Source organism: Runella rosea (genome assembly GCF_003325355.1).
GTDB classification, from domain to species: Bacteria; Bacteroidota; Bacteroidia; order Cytophagales; family Spirosomataceae; genus Runella; species Runella rosea.
Window position 1 is genome coordinate 4063472 of sequence record NZ_CP030850.1, and the last position, 19668, is coordinate 4083139.

A 19668-nucleotide genomic window follows, 5' to 3' on the forward strand; every position below is an offset into this window, starting at 1 on the left:
TTATTGTTGTTTGCTGCTTCGCAGACACGGAAAAAATAATTACCCTCTCAATATCGCTACTGGATCAATTTTAGAGGCTTTTTTGGAAGGAAAATACCCCGCTAAAACGGTAGTAATTAAGCCAAAAGCCAATCCCATCACGTAATATTCGACACGAAAAATCACGGGAAAGGTCTTTAAGCTAATCATATCACCAGTATCAAAAGGTGTGATCGACAATAAATAGCTGATACCAAATCCAATAACCAACCCCAACAATCCTCCCGCCAAGCCAATGATAATGGCTTGCAACAGAAATACCGCCACCACATCTTTGCCGCCAAACCCCGTCGCTTTCAGAATGGCAATGTCTTTGAGTTTGTTGATGACGTTCATGTTCATAATATTATAAATCCCAAATCCCGCTACCACCAGCAATGTCATGGAGACCACAAACGTCATGACGTTACGGATTTTCTCTCCCGCCAAAATGGCCTGATTGGCCGTAGACCAATCTTCGGTGTAGGTGTTGAATTGTTTACTGAGATTTTTCCCAAAAGCAATGGCCTGCAACGGGTCGTTCATTTTGATGTGAATGTCGGTGATATAACTCGCATCTTTTCCGAGTATCTCCTGAACCGTACTAATGCTCGTGTAACAACGAATATTGTCGACCGTACCGATACCAAACCCAAATGTACCGACCACGCGCAAGGTGATGTTGCCGCCAAGGGGTGTCGTCACGCTTACTTTATCCCCCACTTTTACATTGAGCTTTCGAGCCAATGTAGCTCCTACCACAATGCCGTTGGGATTGGCCAAAAGTGCCTTAAAACTGCCCGTTTTTATCCGACTGTCTAGGTTATACAATCGGTTTTCGCGCGGGTAATCAATCCCGGCAATTACGCCCGAAATCTGAATAGGGCCATTGTTGAAAAATGCCTGCGAACTTACCTCTGGCGAAACGCCCAAAACTCCTGGCATTTGCTCAATCATGCTGACCATTTGCAATCCGTTTTTGATACGGGCGAGTTGTTGTTTGGGTTTTTGGTGATAAACAATGTTCACTTGGTCGCCCCCATTTTCAACCGCATCAAGGATGCTAGGCCGCTGGGTGTTGACATCGTTGTAAATCCGTACGTGTGGACTGGCATCCAGTGCTGAGTCTTCCAGAAATTGGTTAACGCCCTGCATGAAGCTAATCATGACAATAAACATCGCTATCCCAAACGTGACGCCCAACATGGCTACCAAGGTTTGGCGTTTTTTGGCTAAAAGGTGGGTTTTAGCGATTTGGAAGGAGAGACTGAGGTTCATAGTTTTCTAAAATTTTTCATTGCATCTTTCTTTCCAAAACTCTTCTACTTCAATCAGCAAATACCCCCGCTCTTGGGCGATAATTTCCATGCCTTCGATGATGGTTTGGTAATCATTGTAGGTCACAATGTCTTTCACTTTTTGCCGATAATGGGTCTTTTCCAAAATATCACGGCGGCCTTTGTAAGCATCTTCGATGCCCTCCCACAAACCCTTATCTACCAAAGGATGAATCCATTTTATCAAATCGGGACGTCCAAAACCCGCTACGTTGACCGTAGTTTTTAAAAAATAATTCAGCACTTTAGCAGCCCATCCTACGGACAAATTCGGTTTTTCGAGAATCATTTCGAGCACTGTTTGCCGATGCCAATCCTCAAACTCACGTTTGGTGATTGGTTGTGCTCCGTCGAAGATTTGATTGTAGTCAGGCATTTGGATTCATTGTTACTCTTTCACCAACACACTTTTCTCCGTCAGTCCCCCTTTTACTTCTACCAGTTCAAAGTTTTCGGCCCCTTTTTGGATTTTTATCTTTTTCTTTTCTTTGTCTTCTTCAACCCACACGCTGTCTTTCCCCACCAAATAGGCCTTAGGGATGGTCAATGCTTTAGGATTTTTGGAAATAACGATGTTGGCTTCGACCGTCAGGCCGTAATAGGCCGAGGGGCTTTCGCCCACAAAATCGGCATCGACCCTAAACGACTGGTCTACCTTGTTGAGTTTGGGATAAATCTTGGTGACTTTGGCTTTAAACACTTTGTCGCCGTAGGCATCCATTTTAATCAACACTTCCTGCCCTTCTTTGAGTTTGGAAAAATCTGTTTCATCCACCGCCAACTGCAAATACACTTCATTTGGATTTCCCAACAGGGCAATGGCTTCGCCTTTACGAACCAATTCCCCCACTTTTTTATACACTTCATACACCCGCGCAGACTCGATGCTCCGAATCCGATAATTATCTCCTTCGCGGGCATTTACCCGAAAATTGGAACGTGTATTTTGTAAATCTACATACAATTGACTTTTGGTCCGCGCCAATGCTTTTTGGCGGGCCGACACCTCATTTTTGGAGGTACGATAGGCCAGTTCTACACGTTCGAGGTCGGCTTTAGCGGTTGCATTTTGGTCGTATAATGCTTTGTAACGAAAGTAGTTAACCGAATCATTTTCAAGTTTTGTGCGAGCGCTGCGCAAAGCGACTTCCAATTCGGCCAAAATCGGTGAGCTATCAGAATAATTGGCTTCGGCCTGTCGGTAAATATTGGCTGCTGCCTCGGCGCGGGCATCCTGCGAGAGGCTTTCTAGCGTAAATAACAATTGATTCCCTTTCACCACATCTCCTTCTTCGACCGACTGTTGCTGCAAATACCCATCGGCATTGGCTACGACTTTGTACTCATTTTTTGGAAACACATTCCCCGAAGCATACACTGCTTCGGTAAGGTCTTTATAGGTTGGCGAGGCGGTTTCGGTTTTAGAGTTGCACGAGGCAATAAAAAGAGCTGTCGCCAACATTACGGCGGTCGTTTCACAGGTCCTTTCAGGAGGATAAAAAGATAATTTTATCATTTTCTTTTCAAATCTAATCATCAATATGAACTTCTGATTTCCAACAGTTTACCATTAATCATCACATCTGCTAGCGTGCGGAGGTACTTGTTCTGGGCGTTGAGCACTTCATTAAAGACATTGAGGTATTGGTCATAACTCAGAATACCGCCTTTATACTTAATGAGCACCAATTTCATATTCTCCTCATTCAGTTGATACGCTTCCTGATTGATTTTGAGCGAATTAAGCGATTGATTGTAAGTAATGAGCAAATCCTGCGTTTCGGAATTATATTTGCGTTTTTCGTTGTCAAGTTGCAATTGGGCAATTTCAGCGTTGACCCGAGCGCGAGCAATGCCGCTTTCCCGAATCCGTCCGCTGTAAATCGGCGCTTCAAAACGCAACCCCGCTACGCCGATTCCAAACCATTTTTCATTGAAATTCAGGGAATTTAATTGGTTACGTTGCGCCTGTTCAGAATAACGGGCGTAGGCCGAAAGCGTTGGTAATCGGAGTTTCTGCTCTTTTTTAACCTGCTCTCTGGCCAACGAAAACTGCGCCGCCCGGAGCTGAAGACGGGGAACCGCCACCTCATCCCCTGCCCTTCTCCTAATTTTAGGAGAAGGGAGTTCTCGCCAAGCAGCGTTCCCCTTCTCCTTAAACAAGAAGAAGGAGTTGGAGGACGAGGTGATTACGGTTGAATCTCCCACAACCAACCTCAACTGATTTAGATTCTTTTGGTAGGCCATTTCATTTTGGTGAAGTACGTCTTCGATGGCCAAACGCGTCGAGCGCACACGATTGTATTCGAGTTGGTCAATCAGGCCTTTTTCTTTTCGCTCAGCAACGATGTGGGCAATGCTGTCGGTATTTGCAAGATTTTGTTGGGTAATGATAATGTATTGTTGGGTAAATACCGTCGCAAAATACAGCCGTGCGACTTGCGTACTGAGATCGTCTTGCAAGACTAGGGTTTGTAAAATACCGATATTTTGGTTGGCTTTGGCAATCTCTACCTCCTGTTTTAAGCCCGCATTCCAAAGGGGAACATTTCCTTCCAATCCCGCCGTGAGGTTGAACGGAACCCCAAATTGAATACTGCGAAAATCGCCTTCTCTACCCCCGAAAAACTGCGCGGGAATCAACTGCGTGGGCAAGACGAAATTATAATCAAAGGCCGTCGTAAATTTTAATTGCGGCAGACGAGTGCCTTTGGCCGCCGTCACATTCCACTGCTGTAACTGAGCAGTTTGTCGCGAAATCTGGAGGTCTAGATTATTTTTTCGGGCGAGTTCTATCGCTTCATTTACATCCTTAATAACGGTTTGGCTAAAAATCGGATGAGAAAACGAGAGAATGAGAATATAAATTAACGCTGTCTTTTTCATCATGCTGTATGAACTAGGTTCCTAATATTATGGCAATGATTACGATTCAAAACAACATAACCTATGACCAATATCAAAGTCAAGGTTTTTGAAACGGACAAAAAGCGCCATAAAACGGAAGAAAGCCCTTACCTTTGTGCACCACATACCTTCAGGGTTTTTCGTCAATAATCCTCCGATTTTTTTGGCCAAAGGTCAACAGACAACCGAAACAAAATGCACGTCACAGGCTTTACTTTTATTCGCAACGCCGTCAAATTTGACTTCCCGATTGTGGAGGCAATTACCTCTATTTTACCCATTTGTGATGAGTTTGTGGTGGCCGTCGGAAAAAGTGAAGATGAAACCCTTCAACTGATTCAAAAAATAGACCCCGTCAAAATTCGAATCATCGAAACCGTCTGGGATGAGTCATTGCGGGAAGGTGGAACAGTCTACGCCAAAGAAACCGACAAGGCTTTTCAGGCAATTTCCGAAAAATCAGACTGGGCATTTTACATTCAGGGCGACGAAGTTATTCACGAAAAAGACCTTCCAGCCATCAAAACCGCCATGCAACGCTGGAAAGATGACGACAGCGTTGACGGTCTTTTGTTTAAGTACATCCACTTTTATGGTTCATACGATTACGTGGGCGACTCGCCCCAGTGGTACCGCCACGAAATACGCATTGTCAAAAACAACAAAAACATCTATTCATACCGCGACGCGCAAGGGTTTCGAAAAAACGACAACCAAAAGCTGCACGTCAAGTCCATCGAAGCGAGTGTTTACCACTACGGCTGGGTCAAAGACCCACGCGTAATGCAGCAAAAACACCTTCATATTCATAAATATTGGCACCAAGGCGACCCCGAAAAGCACATTAAGGTCTCCGCTGAGGGTTTTGATTATTCACAAATTGATTCTCTGGCCAAATTTACGGGTTCGCATCCTCACATAATGCAAGCGCGGTTGAAGCGACAAAACTGGCAGTTCAGCCACGATATTTCTCATAAAAACCTGAGCCTAAAATACCGACTGAAACTTTGGGTAGCTAAACTGACGGGCTGGTACATTGGTGAATACAAGAATTATAAAGTGGTGTAATACAATGATTTTTAACTTGAAACCCTGTTGCACCCGTTTTTTATTTAAACTTGCCTCATGAAATGGTTTTCACTCTTTTGGGCAAGCTATCTGGTGATTTTGTCGTGCATGCCCTGCACACATCACCACGATTTGCGTATGATTACTGATAGAGAAACGATTTCTCACCACGCATCACACGACGACGAAAACGACCATGACGAGAATGACAATGACCACCATCACGTTTGTTCACCTTTTTGCCAATGTACCTGTAATGGCGGTTTTACGGTTCCTACGCCTCATTTCGAACTTCAAATAATACCGCTGATTTGCTCAGCACAAACGCTTGTTTTCAGCAATCAATCTTCTTATAAACCAAGCCTTTTTGCTTCAATTTGGCAGCCACCCAAATTGTCAGTACAGGGATAACTATGCCCTTTTTTCGCTGAATTCAATTCATTTCATCCGATTTTGAGGAAAAACACCTCCTCATTGAAGTACGAACCAACGCGCTCCTTGGGATTGGAGCCGCTTTTTTCAATGAAACACTATTGGCAAAAATCCATTCTCGCTTTTGGATTAGCAATGCAGTTTAGCCCTCTCCTTATTGGGCAAGTCAGGCTGTCTGTGGAGGAAGCCGTCAATCTCGCTTTGCACAAAAATCCAGCAATCAAAGCCTCTGCATTGGCCGTGCGGCGCAACCAACAATTATTGGGTGCAGCGCGTAACGTCCCCAATCCTGACCTGACGTTTGATAGCCCAACGGGTGTTTTTTATACCATTGGTATCCAGCAATCGTTTCGCTTTCCTACGGTGTACGGTCGTCAATATCAACAACAGCAGCAGCAAATACTGTTGTCTCAAAAAGAACAGGTTATCACCGCCAATGACCTTAAATACCGCACCCACACCATCTATTATGCCATCCAATCGGCCGAAGCCTATCAATGGCAACTGCTTTCGCAAGACAGTGTCTACGCCCAAATTAGCCAAGCGGCACAACGCAACTTTGATGCGGGAATCATTGATAAACTGGCGCTTTTATACGCCCAAACGCAGGCAGCAGAGGTAAAAAATCAGGTACGGGTGGCGGGACTTCAGGTGGCGAGTCAGAAAAAACAATTAGAGATTTTGACAGGAATTTCGCTTTCTACTTCCCTATTCACGCCTTTAGTAAAACTTACATCTCCAGCATTGGATACCTCAAACATTGTCCAAAACCCAGCGGTTCAGGTGGCACAGCAATGGGAAAACGTTACTCAAAAAGCCGTTGAGGTGGAGCGCGCTAACGCTATGCCCAGTTTTATGGTAGGATATTATAACCAAGGCACGCAAGAAGCCTCTCTTGGATTCCGCTGGCGAGCGGGAATCAGCCTTCCGCTGTGGGCAGGGCAATATAAAAGTCGCATCAATGCCGCGCAAACTGAGCAACAGATAGCCCGACAAAACACCGAAGTACAAAAACAAACGGTTAGCTCAGCATTGCAACAAGCACAAGATGACCTGATTTTGTCCACCAATTCCCTGACTTTTTACGAAACCGTGGCATTGGGCCAAGCCGACGCGATTATTAGCACGGCAAGGCGTTTTTTTGAAAACGGCCAAACCGACTACACCAATTTTTTACGTACCACCAACGACGCCTACGCCATCAAACTTCGCTATTTGGAAGCCCTACAAAACTATAATCAAGCAGTATTGGCCATTCATTATTTGACCGGAAACTTATGAAAAACATATCGAACAAAAGAGTAGGCACGAGCAAAAAAGAGCCGACAGAACGGCTACAAAAGAGCAAAAGGCAAATCAATAATTGGCTGCTTTTTTCATTTCTCCTGATTCACTTCGCTTTTATTCCCACCATGATTTATGCCCAGCACGACCATGACCACGGTGACGGCGGCCACAGCCACGGCCAAGAAACGGCCAAGACGGAAGAGGTAAAACTAAAAAAATCTGAAGCAGTTTCAGGCAAGTATGAAGCAGTGCTGAAATACGAACACCTTCACGCTGGCGAAGCCGAAAAAATGACGCTTTATCTCGCCGACCCTACCACCAATCAAGCCATTGCGGGCGCATCATTGAAATTGACGACTTCATTGGACAGCAAGGCTAAATTTGACATTATCCCCAAAGAATCAGGAATTTACGAAGTATCCGCCACTTTCTCCCGCGATAGAACTTTTACGCTCACGTTGGCCATCAACGGCACTAATGGCCCTGATATACTTCTTTTAAAAGGAATCAGGGTAGGCCATGACGAAGGTGCTCATGTCCACGACGAAGCCAACGGATGGCAGGTAGCCTTAGGAAATTGGCGAACTTGGGGCATCTTTGCTGGCGGGCTTTTGTTAGGGTTAGGAATCATGTTTTTGGTCATGAAAAGCCGAAATCGAACATTGTTTGTCACCCTGATTTTAGGATTTTGTCTTTTGCCTCTCGCCAATTATCAGCCTGTTTCTGCTCAACATGACCACGACCACGAGGGAGAAAATACACATCAGGCCAATGCAACGTTGACCGATGTATTTGAAGTACCGAAAGAAACCCAATTTTTGTTTGAAGTCTTGACCCAACCAGTCAGCGCGGGCGGTTTTGTTCCTACTACGCAGCTCAACGGTACAGTTATTCCTTCTTCCACGGGGCTAGCCGTGGTACAACCTCCCCAACCTGGGCGAATCATTTCGTTGAATGTGCGGGTAGGCCAAAAAGTAAATAAAGGCCAGACCTTAGCTATCGTAGAACAAACTTTGGACGCAACAGCACTGGTGAATCTCCAAGTAGAGCGTAATACCCTTGAAGCCGAACTTTCGGTGGCCCAACGAGAATATGACCGCCTCAAAAAAGTCGAAGACATAGCCGCTAAGCGTGAGGTTTCAGAAGCCGCCGCACGCTTGCAAAAAGCGCAGGAAAACCTCAAAGTGTTCAACGACATCGCCCAAGGCGGCAAAGGTACCCATCGTCGTTTTCCGCTTGTGGCGCCTATCAGCGGGCTGGTTTCTCCCTTTAGTATCGCTATTGGCTCTACCGTTGGGACGGGAGATACAGTTTTTCAACTGACCAATGTAGGCAAAGTATACGTGGAAGCACAGCTATTTGAACGCGATGCCGAGAGCCTCCTTTCCGCCACGGGCTACGAAGTTATCTGCCAACGAGAAGCGGGGCAACACCGTACAACCCGCGTGCGACTGTTATCCGCCGCACAGTCGGTCAATGCCAATCAGTCCCAAAAAGCACTTTTTGAAGTAGAAAACCCCGAAGGTGATTTTAAAATTGGCGAGTTTGTGTCGATACGAATTCAGGGGAAAGCAAATGGCAACACTTTAGCACTACCCAATTCGGCCCTAAGTCAAGTCAATGGAAAACCCTGCGTTTTCGTCAAAGAATCCCCTGAAAACTACCGAATTCAATACGTAGCTACGGGCCATAACAACGGCGATTTTACCACCATTCTCAAAGGCATAAACAACGGCGATAAAGTAGTGGTGGCTTCGGCGTATCAATTAAAAATGATCTTTATAAATCGGTAATATGCTCGACAGAATTATCAAATTTTCGTTATATAACCGTCTATTGGTCATCGCATTATCGGCAATGTTATTGGTCTATGGCGTGTACGTAAGCCTTCAGCTTCCCATCGACGTGTTACCCGATTTGAACCGACCTAGGGTGACTGTTTTTTTGGAATCCAATGGATTAGCACCCGAAGAAATAGAAACACAGGTGGTATTGCCCGTCGAAACAGCCCTGAACGGCGCACCAGGCGTAGAAACCGTCCGAAGCACTTCTGCCATCGGATTAGGAATGGTGTTTGTGGAATTTGGTTGGGATGTTGAAATTTACAAAGCCCGTCAACTGGTGGCCGAAAAGCTCCAAACGGTGCAACTTCCCAACGGCATCACGCCCATTATGGGCCCTATCAGCTCCGTCATGGGCCAAATCATGTACGTAGGTGTAAGCGCCGACACCACCAATCCCGCCGACCTTCGGACGTTGGCAGATTTCAGCATTAGACGCAGGCTATTGAGTATCAAAGGTGTATCTCAAGTTATTCCGATTGGCGGGGAACGAAGACAGTACCAAGTGCAGGTATCAAGTCAACGGCTCAAGCAGTACAAGGTGAGTTTGGACCAAGTTGAAAATGCGCTTTCAAAAGCCTCTCAAAATACGTCGGGGAATTTTTATTATGAGTATGGAAGCGAGGTTTTGATTCGTAACATTGGCCGCGCCCAATCGTTGGAAGATTTGGCCAATACAGTGGTGACAAGTCAGGGCGGTGTGCCGATTCTGCTATCGCAGGTAGCAGATGTCAAATTTGGCTCTGCCTTCAAACGAGGCGACGGCAGCATCAACGGAAAGCCCGCCGTGATATTGGCCATAGAAAAACAACCCGGCGCAAATACCGTCGGCCTCACGAAGCAGATTGAGCAAGCCTGTAGCGAACTTCAACGGTCCCTACCAAAAGACATTACGATAAATCCATCCATTTTTCAGCAAAGCAAATTCATTCAAGCCTCCATTGATAATGTTTTAGAAGCGCTCCGTGATGGGTTCATTTTGGTCGTCATTGTGCTGTTTTTATTCTTGATGAATCTCCGCACTACCGTCATTACCCTGACTGCCATTCCTTTGTCTCTGGTCATTACTGCCCTGATTTTCAAAGTGTTTGACTTATCCATCAATACCCTGACCTTGGGTGGCTTGGCCATCGCCATTGGCGAATTGGTAGATGACGCCATCGTAGATGTCGAAAACGTTTTTCGACGTCTGCGCGAAAACCAGCAACTCGATACGCCCAAATCTACCTTACGCGTGGTCTATGAAGCCAGTTCTGAAGTCCGCAACTCTATCGTTTATGCCACGGTCATTGTGGTGCTGGTTTTTATTCCGCTATTTTATATGGAAGGCATCGAAGGGCGGATTTTTGCCCCTTTGGGCATTGCTTACATTACGTCCATTACCGCTTCGCTGTTTGTTTCTCTCACCCTTACGCCCGTCTTGTGTAGTTATTTTTTAAAAATAAAAAGTGCTAGTAAACAGTCAAAAGGCTTTTGGAATCGAATTTCAACAATAGCCACCTCCGAAACCGACACGCGTTTGGTAAAATGGTTAAAAACAAAAGACACTCGCTTGCTTCATTGGTCGCTCAATCGGCCTAAAGCCATTATTGGCACCGCTATTGTGCTGATTTTAATTTCTTTAGGAACGATTCCTTTTTTTGGAACTGAGTTTTTGCCACCGTTTAATGAAGGCGCTTTTACTGTTAATTTGATTGCCCCCACGGGAACTTCACTTGAGGAATCTAATAAAATCGGGACGCTGGCCGAAAAACTGATGCTGCAAATTCCCGAAGTCGAATACGCCAGCCGTCGAACTGGACGGGCCGAGTTGGACGAACACGTTGAACCCGTCAGCCGGTCGGAAATTGATGTCACGATACGGCCTGATATTGAGCGAAGTCGTAGCGAAATTATTGCCGATATTCGCAAAAAGCTGAGCATTTTAAAGGGTGTTTCCGTGGGCGTGGGGCAACCGATTTCTCACCGCATTGAGCATTTGCTGTCGGGGGTTCAGGCGCAGGTTGTGTTGAAAATTTACGGAAACGATTTGGCCGAACTGCGCTCTACTGCTCAGAAAGTGCAGGCTACCATGCAAGGAGTAGCGGGCATAACCGACCTCACCATCGAACGCCAAACGCTGGTGCCCCAATTGTTGATCAGGGTACGACGTAATGACCTGCAACGCTTTGGATTACAGGCAGGAAAAGTCACCGAAGAATTGGAAGTATTTTATAACGGAAAGATAACGGGACAAATCTACGAAGGGCAAAAATCATTTGACATCCTGATTCGCACCAACGAGCGCGAACGCAGCAATTTAGAAGCCATCCGAAACACCCAAATCTCCACGCCCGAAGGTGAGCTTATTCCGCTGCACCAAATCGCTGATATTGAACAAACCATGACCGTCAATCAAGTGGTACACGAAAATACCCAACGACGCATGGTAGTGTCGGCCAATGTGCAGGGACGTGATTTGGGGAGTACGGTTGAAGAAATCAAGCAGAAAATGAGCAAAGTGCCGTTGCCTCAAGGCTATTTTATTGTGTATTCAGGCCTGATTGAGAGTCAGGAGTCGGCCTCACAATTGATTATATTTTTAGCTGTTTTTTCGATTTTGGCCATTTTTTTGGTGCTTTATTCGCATTTCAAATCCATCGCCATCGTATTCCAAATCATGCTCAATATTCCGCTGGCGTTGATTGGCAGCGTGGTAGCGGTCATGCTTACAGGCGGCACTTTTTCGGTTGCTACGCTGGTTGGATTTATCACCCTCACGGGCATCGCGAGTCGAAATGGGATTATGATGATTTCCCACTACATTCACCTGGTGGAAAAAGAAGGCGAGACATTCGACAAACCCATGATTATCCGAGGCTCACTCGAACGGCTTGTACCCGTATTAATGACTGCCCTAGTAGCAGCCTTGGCGCTCGTTCCGCTCACGCTCGACCCACAAGCGGCGGGCAAAGAAATTCTTTACCCTGTCGCAACGGTTATTCTAGGGGGGCTACTTTCGAGTACTTTCTTGGATATTATTGTGACACCCGTGGTATTCTATACGTTTGGTAAAAAAGCATTGGAAACCTATTTTTCCCTAAAAAACAGGCAAGATATTTTAAGTTAAATTCTATCACAATGGTTAACAAAGCCTCCTCAATTTTGCTTTTCATTCTTACATTTTGCACATCTGCACTTTTGGCGCAAACCAAAGGAACTGTTCTATCGGGCAAAATCAGGGATGCCCAAACCAAAGCAGCGCTCCCATTTGTAAATATTGTATTGAAAACCGACATCGACAGTGCTTTTGTGGTCGGGACTATCACCAATGAAGAAGGGATTTTTTCGCTGCCTTCCGTCAAAAAAGGCAAATACAAATTGACGGCTTCGTTTGTAGGGTATCAGGTTACCATGCAAACGGTATCGGTGGGGCAATTGAGCGACTTTTTAGACTTGGGCACCATCGACTTGCCTGAAGACAGCCAGACACTTGAAGAAGTAAAGGTAGTGGCGCAGCAACAGGGCATTGCGGGCACAATGGATAAGAAAACATTTATGACCACCGATAATATCAGTCAAACTGGCGGCTCAGTATTACAAATGATGAATAATCTTCCAGGCATTACTACCTCACAGGAAGGTAAAATTCAGCTTAGAGGCAGCGATAAAGTAGTGGTGCTGATTGACGGCAAACAAACCGCATTGACAGGCTTTGGCAGTCAAACAGGCCTTGATAATTTGCCAGCTTCGGCCATTGAAAAAATTGAAATCATCAACAACCCTTCTGCCAAATACGATGCCAACGGCAACGCTGGCATTATCAACATCATTTTCAAAAAAAATGAACAGTACGGTTGGAACGGAAAAGTCGGCTTAGCGGCAGGATTAGGCACTTTGTGGGTTAGAAAAGAAAACTTGCCTAAGATTCGTCCACAGTTCCAGAATACTCCTAAGCTGAATCCTTCCTTTTCCATCAATCACCGCAAACACAAAGCCAATGTATTCTTACAGGGCGATTGGCTTTATACCCAAACGCTCAATAAAAATGAGTTTTCTACCCGGACCTATGATACGGGAGAAAACATCATTCAGCAAATCAAACGTAACCGGACTACCACTTATGCCACCGTCAAAACGGGGATGGACTACGCTTTTAATGCCAACAATACACTGACGGTTTCGGGGTTGTTTAATCGTGAAAAGATTCTTGACAATGGCGATAATCCCTATTTTAAGGGAGATTTCTCCAATCGGTATCGTTTGTGGCAATTTTTGGAGGATGAGGTAAAATATACCGCCATGGCCACGGCAGTGTTTGTCCATAAATTCCGACAGCCAGGACGTTTGCTGAATTTCAATTATAATTATACGTTTCACCGCGAAGATGAAAAATACTTCTTTACCAACACCCTGCCAGCTTCTACAGGTACTGACTCCTTCAAATTGCTGTCGGATGAGCAAGTTTCGGACTTTAACGTTGACTACATTCGCCCGCTTCGGCAGGGCAAGCTGGAAACGGGCGTCAAGTTGAGAAGACGGAGTATTCCGGTCAATATGCAATTCTTTCCTGGTCAAAATTCGCCGTTGGACGTAAATGCTGGCGGTTGGGCCAATTATTACGAAACCATTCCCGCCCTGTACGGAAACTATGTGTTTGAGAACGATAATATCGAATTGGAGGGCGGCCTACGTGTCGAGTACGTAAAAGTCAATTACGAAGTAAATCCGAACCATAACACCTACAAAAGTGACGGATATAACTACACACAGCCTTTTCCGAACTTGCGGCTGGCCTATAAGCTCAATGATAAAAACAAAATTTCATTCTTTTTCAACAGGCGCGTAGACCGTCCCAACGAGGTAGATATTCGTATTTTTCCCAAGTATGATGAGCCCGAGTTGATAAAAGTTGGCAACCCAACCCTCAAACCTCAGTTTACAAGTTCTTTTGAAGTAGGTTATAAAACCAATTGGCTAAACGGCAACCTTTATGCTGCGGCGTATCAGCGAATCACGGACGGTACCATTACACGCATTGCCACTCAAGTGTCGGGAAGTGTTTTATTATATAACATCTTTCAGAACATCGGACGAAGCTACAATACTGGCATAGAAATAGTGTGGCAACAGCAACTTACTAAACCCGTGTCGTTGAATGCAAGTGTCAATATTTACCAAAATACAATCAATGCATTTTCGGTTACCAACAAATACCCCGTACCCACAACCTATACCACCGATAAACAGCAACTCGTATCTGGAAACATGAAGCTGAACTCTCTGGCGCATTTGTCAAATGGCTTTGATGTACAGGTCAGCGCCGTTTATTTAGCACCTGACCTGATCCCGCAGGGGCGCATCGAACAACGCTTTTCTCTTGATTTAGGCATTAAGAAGAATGTACAAAAAAAAGGTAAAGGTGATGTATTTTTAAACGCTACCGATTTACTGAATACCATGCAGATTAGAAAAAAAATTACGGGAAATGGCTTTGTACTGCAAAGCACTGATTATTACGAAACACAGGTAGTGCGCGTAGGCTATAATCGCAAGTTTTAATAAGAAATAAGCTAAACGACCATGAATGAAATCCTCTTTGGCGCATTGATTTTAAGCATCTTACACGCGCTGATTCCCAGTCATTGGCTACCTTTTGTGACCATTGGCAAAACCGAACACTGGTCTGAAGGCCGCACCCTGACGGTTACGGCCCTCGCAGGCTTGGCCCATACCGTCAGCACAAGCATTTTGGGGCTTATCATCGGATACGCGGGTTATGAATTATCAGAAAGCTATCACGAACTTGCCGAAAGCGTTATTCCTGCGGTCTTGTTGATGTTGGGGCTTTGGTACTTGATGCAACATATTAGACATTCTCACGCTCATGAGCACATTGACCCGTCTACGATTAATGGCAAATCGTTTAAGGCCCTGCTTTTGTCGCTTTGTTTGGGCATGTTTTTATCGCCTTGCATGGAAATCAACGCCTACTTCCTGAGTGCGGGTGCGTTGGGTTGGCAGGCGTTGGGCTTCGTTGCTTTGATTTACAACGTGGTTACGTTGGCAGGAATGATCTTAATGGTTTGGGTAGCGAGCCGTGGTTTACGGTTGGTCAATGCGCACTGGTTCGAGCATAACGAGAACCTTATTACGGGACTTACACTCATTGGGTTAGCCATTTTAAATTTCTTTATTGAGTTCTAAAAAAGGCATTTATATGAAAAACACCGATAGTGTACCTTTGGCGCAACAAGCTCCCGAAAAAGCCAATAAGCCTACCCAAAGCCACGAACATAATCACTCAAAAGCCCCTGAAGAAAGTCTCCTGAAAATCTATTGGCGGTTGTGGTTGAGCTTGGCTATTTTGATTTGTTTTCTGCTGGTAACATTTGTATTATCCTATACATTACCCCAACCCGTAGAAATAGGCCTGATGGTGGCGGCCTACTTATTGGCGGGCTATCCTACCCTCGAAAGAGCTTTTCGCTCAATAAAACGCGGCGATTTTTTCAATGAATTTACGTTGATGTCAATCGCTACACTCGGTGCTTTTTACATTGGCGAATACAGCGAAGGCGTGGCCGTAATGGTCTTTTACGAAATCGGCGAGCTGTTTCAGAGTCTGGCAGTAAATCGTTCCAAACGTTCAATCAAAGCCTTATTGGATATTCGGCCCGATTCTGTTACTGTCATAAGAAATGGAAATCATCAGGTAATTCACCCTTCTGACGCGGTAATCGGGGAAACACTGATGGTAAAAGCGGGCGAAAAAATCGCCCTTGACGGTACACTTCTCACCGAAAAAGCCACTTTCAATACCTCCGCCCTCACGGGAGAATCTCGCCCCGCTACCAAACGCGCTGGCGATGCCGTATTGGCGGGGATGATTAACTTAGAGACGGTCATTGAAATGCAGGTTTCGACCGCTTTCAAGGACTCTAAGCTGTCACGCATTTTGTCTATGGTGCAGGACGCCACCGCCCGAAAAGCCCCTACCCAACTGTTTATCAGTCGCTTTGCCAAAGTATACACGCCCATTGTCTTCTTTTTGGCATTATCGGTAATTCTCCTTCCTTTCTTTTTTGTGGATACCTATCAATTCAAAGAATGGCTGTACCGAGGCATGGTTTTTCTGGTGATTGCATGTCCGTGTGCCTTAACGGTCTCTATTCCACTAGGCTATTTTGGAGGAATTGGGCTGGCTTCTCGTCACGGAATTTTGGTTAAAGGCGCTAATTTTTTGGATGTAATGACCGAGTTAAGCACCGTTGTTTCTGACAAAACGGGAACCCTGACCAAAGGAGTTTTCAAGGTTCAGGAAATAAAAACAAGCCTTGACAAACAGGGATTTATTCAAACAGTAGCGGCGCTGGAAAAGTCCTCAACGCACCCCATTGCCAAAGCCATCGTTGAATATGCCCGTGACAAAACCCAAACACTTCAACTTAACGTGGAACAGGTAGAAGAAATCGCAGGACAGGGTTTAAAAGGAATTGTTGATGGCCAAAACGTTCTGTGCGGCAATCTTAAACTTATGCAAAAATTCAACATTACCTATCCCACCGAACTAGAACAAATCGTTGACACCATCGTCACCGTTTCCATTGATAATCAATATATTGGCTATATTACCATTGCCGATGAAGTAAAAGAAGATGCCGCCCAAACCGTAGCTGACTTAAAAAAACTGGGTATCGAGATCATTATGCTTTCGGGCGATAAAGCGGCGGTGGTTCAAAAAATAGCCGACCAACTTCACATCTCAACCGCCTACGGCGATTTGCTTCCAGAAGATAAAGTACAAAAAGTACAGGAGCTTAAAAACGCGGGTAAACGCATCGCTTTCGTTGGCGATGGGGTCAATGATGCGCCCGTCGTGGCCCTTGCTGATGCGGGTATCGCCATGGGCGGCTTAGGCTCGGATGCCACCATCGAAACCGCTGATATTGTGATTCAAAATGACCAACCTTCCCGAATTGTGACCGCCATTAAAATCGGCAAACTCACCAAACAAGTGGTTTGGCAAAACATTATCTTGGCCATGGGCGTAAAAATAGCCGTCATGGCGCTGGGAGCGGGCGGTGTAGCCAACCTTTGGGAAGCCGTTTTTGCCGACGTAGGCGTGGCGTTATTGGCGATTTTGAATGCTTACCGAATTCAATCCAAAACCCTCTCCTAACCACATGACCAAGTATTCAGACATCGACGATTTTTTTGCCAATCAAACCCCCGAAATCCGACAAGTACTCCAGTACATTCGGCAGTTACTGCTCGTCGCACACCCCAAAATGCGCGAAAAGTTTATGTACAGCAATACCATTTTTTTTATTTGCCTAGACTATGTCTGTTATTTTGGAAAAATCCACAAAACGAAAGGCGTGGAAATTGGCTTTGTAAAAGGTTTTTTGTTGTCAAACGAGCAGGGATTGCTGGAAGATAAAGGCCGCAAGCTCATACGGGGAGTTACGGTGCGTAACCTTCAGGAATTCAAGGCCATAGAAGATGCCTTTCTGGAAATTGTGCAGGAAGCCATTCTAATTAATGAAACACAGCCCGAGAAAACCTTCGCCAAAATTATTTTTGGAACGCGCAAAAAAAAGTAGCGACGCATGATGGTGCGTCGCTACACAATAAGTTCTCCTAATTGAATTGATTAATAACTCAAAATCGTAAACTCGGTACGACGGTTTTTCTGGTGCTCCTCTTCGGTCTTCGCATCTTTGATTACCAACTGAGTTTCTCCGTATCCTTTAGCCACCATTCGTTCACGTGCTATACCTTTGGAAGCAATGTAATCCACCGCCGACTGTGCCCTATTTTGAGAAAGCTTCTTATTATACGCATCCGTATCGCGTGCATCTGTGTGGGAGCTTAGCTCAATGTTTACGGTTGGATTATCATTCAGGATTTGTACCAACTTATCCAGTTCAACCGCCGCATCGGGCCTGATGTTGAACTTGTTAAGGTCATAGTAGATATTTTCCAACACAAACGTTTTATTCAACGACAGACGATCCAATTTCAGCGCTACATAAAAGGTAGTGTCCATAGTTAGCTTCTTACGGAAAATCTGCGGAATTGCCTTGCCAGCCATCGTAAATGGCTCGCGTTTAGTGATATATCCCCGCTTTTCAACCAACAACGAATAATCTTTTCCTTCTTCCAGCGGAAACGTACCAAACACACCACCACCTGTTGAAACGCCTTGGCCTACCAAGCTATCTGCGCTGATTTCAAATATTTTTACAATGACCGAATCGAGCAAAGCGGCTGGTGTTTCGTTGGAAGCAACCGTTCCTGCCAAGTAGTAATTGACGATTTTAGGCGGCTCGGGCTTGCCAACCGTTCGGCGACGAGGGTCGTCCAGTGGTAATTTTTCAAGCTCGGCAATTTGATTAGAATCCAACCCTACGCTTTCATCTTCAAAGGTATAAATATCGTCATCTCCCTTTCCTCCTTCGCGGTTGGAAGAGAAGAAACCGTATTTCATTTCTTCATCGGCATACACTAATCCAAAATCGTCAAAGCGGGAATTGATGGGGGCACCGAGGTTTTCAATGGTAATTACCCCTTGAGAACGCGTTGCCACAAATAAATCCAGTTTGCCTAAGCCCGGGTGACCGTCAGACGCGAAATACAGTTTCGCATCAGGGCCTACGTACGGAAACATCTCATCGCCAGGCGTGTTAATATCTTTACCCATATTTACCGGCTTACTGAAACGCCCAGAGGCATCCATATTGGCTCGATAAATATCGATTCCTCCTACGCCACCGGGACGATTGGAGCAGAAATACAAAGTCCGTCCATCGCGCGAAAAGGCAGGGCTTCCGTCCCAAGCGGCTGAATCACTGACTGGAATCAGGCGCGGCTCGGTCCATTTATTACTCGCAAAGCGGCTCAGATACAAATCTACATCAGCGGCTCCTTTCTTTTTACCCGTATTTCCGCGAGCAAATACAACGGTTTTCCCGTCCTTGGTAAACGTAACGTTGGCTTCATTGACTCCCTCCAAAAACAAGGCTGGACTGAACACCTCTGGCTCGCCGCCTGTTTCGTCATAGTTTTCGGCCAATTTTACTTTATAAATTCCCGTCATCGGCATCCCGTTGTTTTTGTACAAGGTCGCTTTGCGGGTAGCGGCAAAAATCAGGTCTTCATCTTTCACAAAAGGCGAAAATTCTGCGCCAGAAGTATTAAGTTTATCCAAGTTTTTGACCAGATAAAAGGTCTTTTTCTGTTGAATGATCTCAATTGCTTTGAGGGTATACAACTCTCGGTTTGCTTTTTCGGTCGCTACTTTATTGGTAGGATTGCTCGCAATGTATTTTTCGAGTTGAGCGGCGGCTTCGGCGTACTTGCCTGCGGCTTTGAGCGCAAAGGCATAATTAAAGGGGGCTTCTGGATTGGTTATCCCGTTTTCTAAGGCTTTTTGATAATACGGAACCGCCAACTCAAAACGATTCGACATGCGAAACGATTCGGCAATGAGATAATTGGCACGACCAAGTTCGTAACCAGCGGTAACTGCCGTCTGTAAATCCTTAATTGCCAGGCTGTATTCACCGTTGTCAAACTTGCGAACTCCCTGTTTAAAAATAGATTGTGTAGAATTACACGCGGTCAAAATGGCCATTAAACCCACAAAGGCCAAGCCGGATATGAATGTATGCTTTTGCATAATAAGTCGGGTGCGATGCGTAAGCGGCTAAGTTAGCAAAATGATTAATTTCTGCTAAACTTTAACGCGAAATAGTGCTCAAATGTTGCATAAAAAAACCTGACGGAGTCGAAAT

The 19668-nt window shown here is 45.3% G+C and carries 14 protein-coding genes; 9 read left to right on the top strand and 5 right to left on the bottom strand.

The window, feature by feature from the left end; translation table 11 throughout:
* Window positions 1–39 precede the first annotated feature (39 nt).
* The 4 genes from DR864_RS17000 to DR864_RS17015 are packed head-to-tail and all read right to left on the bottom strand — an operon-like array spanning window position 40 to window position 4244.
* Window positions 40–1296: an ABC transporter permease gene (locus DR864_RS17000; protein ID WP_114068107.1), complete on the bottom strand. Its 1257-nt coding sequence runs from the start codon at window positions 1294–1296 to the stop codon at window positions 40–42.
* A gap of 6 nt (window positions 1297–1302) precedes the next feature.
* Complete coding sequence (locus DR864_RS17005; protein WP_114068108.1) at window positions 1303–1731, bottom strand: hypothetical protein; 429 nt, start codon at window positions 1729–1731, stop codon at window positions 1303–1305.
* Between the two features lie 12 nt (window positions 1732–1743).
* Window positions 1744–2871, bottom strand: a complete 1128-nt coding sequence (locus DR864_RS17010; protein WP_229599409.1) for an efflux RND transporter periplasmic adaptor subunit — start codon at window positions 2869–2871, stop codon at window positions 1744–1746.
* A gap of 20 nt (window positions 2872–2891) precedes the next feature.
* The gene (locus DR864_RS17015; RefSeq protein WP_114068110.1) at window positions 2892–4244 is read right to left on the bottom strand and encodes a TolC family protein; all 1353 of its coding nucleotides are present in this window, start codon (window positions 4242–4244) and stop codon (window positions 2892–2894) included.
* Between the two features lie 213 nt (window positions 4245–4457).
* On the opposite strand from DR864_RS17015, the gene DR864_RS17020 reads away from it, so the two are divergent.
* The 9 genes from DR864_RS17020 (at window position 4458) to DR864_RS17060 (ending at window position 17475) form a co-directional block, all read left to right on the top strand.
* Window positions 4458–5330 (top strand): glycosyltransferase family protein, encoded by an 873-nt coding sequence (locus DR864_RS17020; protein ID WP_114068111.1) that lies wholly within the window; start codon window positions 4458–4460, stop codon window positions 5328–5330.
* A 57-nt stretch (window positions 5331–5387) separates the two neighbouring features.
* Window positions 5388–5741 (top strand): hypothetical protein, encoded by a 354-nt coding sequence (locus DR864_RS17025; RefSeq protein ID WP_114068112.1) that lies wholly within the window; start codon window positions 5388–5390, stop codon window positions 5739–5741.
* Between the two features lie 63 nt (window positions 5742–5804).
* Window positions 5805–7043 (top strand): TolC family protein, encoded by a 1239-nt coding sequence (locus DR864_RS17030; RefSeq protein WP_162793898.1) that lies wholly within the window; start codon window positions 5805–5807, stop codon window positions 7041–7043.
* The gene (locus tag DR864_RS17035; protein ID WP_114068114.1) at window positions 7040–8842 is read left to right on the top strand and encodes an efflux RND transporter periplasmic adaptor subunit; all 1803 of its coding nucleotides are present in this window, start codon (window positions 7040–7042) and stop codon (window positions 8840–8842) included. The genes DR864_RS17030 and DR864_RS17035 overlap by 4 nt, the downstream gene beginning before the upstream one ends.
* 1 nt (window position 8843) lies before the next feature.
* Entirely contained in the window at window positions 8844–11999 is a 3156-nt protein-coding gene (locus DR864_RS17040) for an efflux RND transporter permease subunit (RefSeq protein ID WP_114068115.1), read from the top strand.
* 35 nt (window positions 12000–12034) lie between these two features.
* Entirely contained in the window at window positions 12035–14431 is a 2397-nt protein-coding gene (locus tag DR864_RS17045) for a TonB-dependent receptor (protein WP_229599410.1), read from the top strand.
* A 21-nt stretch (window positions 14432–14452) separates the two neighbouring features.
* Window positions 14453–15076: a hypothetical protein gene (locus DR864_RS17050; protein WP_114068117.1), complete on the top strand. Its 624-nt coding sequence runs from the start codon at window positions 14453–14455 to the stop codon at window positions 15074–15076.
* A 13-nt stretch (window positions 15077–15089) separates the two neighbouring features.
* The gene (locus DR864_RS17055; RefSeq protein ID WP_114070333.1) at window positions 15090–17051 is read left to right on the top strand and encodes a heavy metal translocating P-type ATPase; all 1962 of its coding nucleotides are present in this window, start codon (window positions 15090–15092) and stop codon (window positions 17049–17051) included.
* Between the two features lie 4 nt (window positions 17052–17055).
* Window positions 17056–17475, top strand: coding sequence for a DUF1801 domain-containing protein (locus DR864_RS17060; protein WP_162793900.1), 420 nt, complete (start codon window positions 17056–17058; stop codon window positions 17473–17475).
* Between the two features lie 50 nt (window positions 17476–17525).
* Here DR864_RS17060 and DR864_RS17065 read toward each other — a convergent pair whose 3' ends face one another.
* Window positions 17526–19553, bottom strand: a complete 2028-nt coding sequence (locus DR864_RS17065) for a CHU_0125 family OmpA-like outer membrane integrity protein (protein ID WP_205319124.1) — start codon at window positions 19551–19553, stop codon at window positions 17526–17528.
* Window positions 19554–19668 lie beyond the last annotated feature (115 nt).

Excerpts from the sequence above, each read along its gene's own strand:
- DR864_RS17065 (WP_205319124.1), bottom strand. The coding sequence starts at position 19,553 with ATGCAAAAGCATACATTCATATCCGGCTTGGCCTTTGTGGGTTTAATG.
- DR864_RS17025 (WP_114068112.1), top strand. The coding sequence starts at position 5,388 with ATGAAATGGTTTTCACTCTTTTGGGCAAGCTATCTGGTGATTTTGTCG.
- DR864_RS17010 (WP_229599409.1), bottom strand. The coding sequence starts at position 2,871 with ATGATAAAATTATCTTTTTATCCTCCTGAAAGGACCTGTGAAACGACC.
- DR864_RS17055 (WP_114070333.1), top strand. The coding sequence starts at position 15,090 with ATGAAAAACACCGATAGTGTACCTTTGGCGCAACAAGCTCCCGAAAAA.
- DR864_RS17040 (WP_114068115.1), top strand. The coding sequence starts at position 8,844 with ATGCTCGACAGAATTATCAAATTTTCGTTATATAACCGTCTATTGGTC.
- DR864_RS17035 (WP_114068114.1), top strand. The coding sequence starts at position 7,040 with ATGAAAAACATATCGAACAAAAGAGTAGGCACGAGCAAAAAAGAGCCG.
- DR864_RS17050 (WP_114068117.1), top strand. The coding sequence starts at position 14,453 with ATGAATGAAATCCTCTTTGGCGCATTGATTTTAAGCATCTTACACGCG.
- DR864_RS17000 (WP_114068107.1), bottom strand. The coding sequence starts at position 1,296 with ATGAACCTCAGTCTCTCCTTCCAAATCGCTAAAACCCACCTTTTAGCC.
- DR864_RS17020 (WP_114068111.1), top strand. The coding sequence starts at position 4,458 with ATGCACGTCACAGGCTTTACTTTTATTCGCAACGCCGTCAAATTTGAC.
- DR864_RS17005 (WP_114068108.1), bottom strand. The coding sequence starts at position 1,731 with ATGCCTGACTACAATCAAATCTTCGACGGAGCACAACCAATCACCAAA.
- DR864_RS17060 (WP_162793900.1), top strand. The coding sequence starts at position 17,056 with ATGACCAAGTATTCAGACATCGACGATTTTTTTGCCAATCAAACCCCC.
- DR864_RS17015 (WP_114068110.1), bottom strand. The coding sequence starts at position 4,244 with ATGATGAAAAAGACAGCGTTAATTTATATTCTCATTCTCTCGTTTTCT.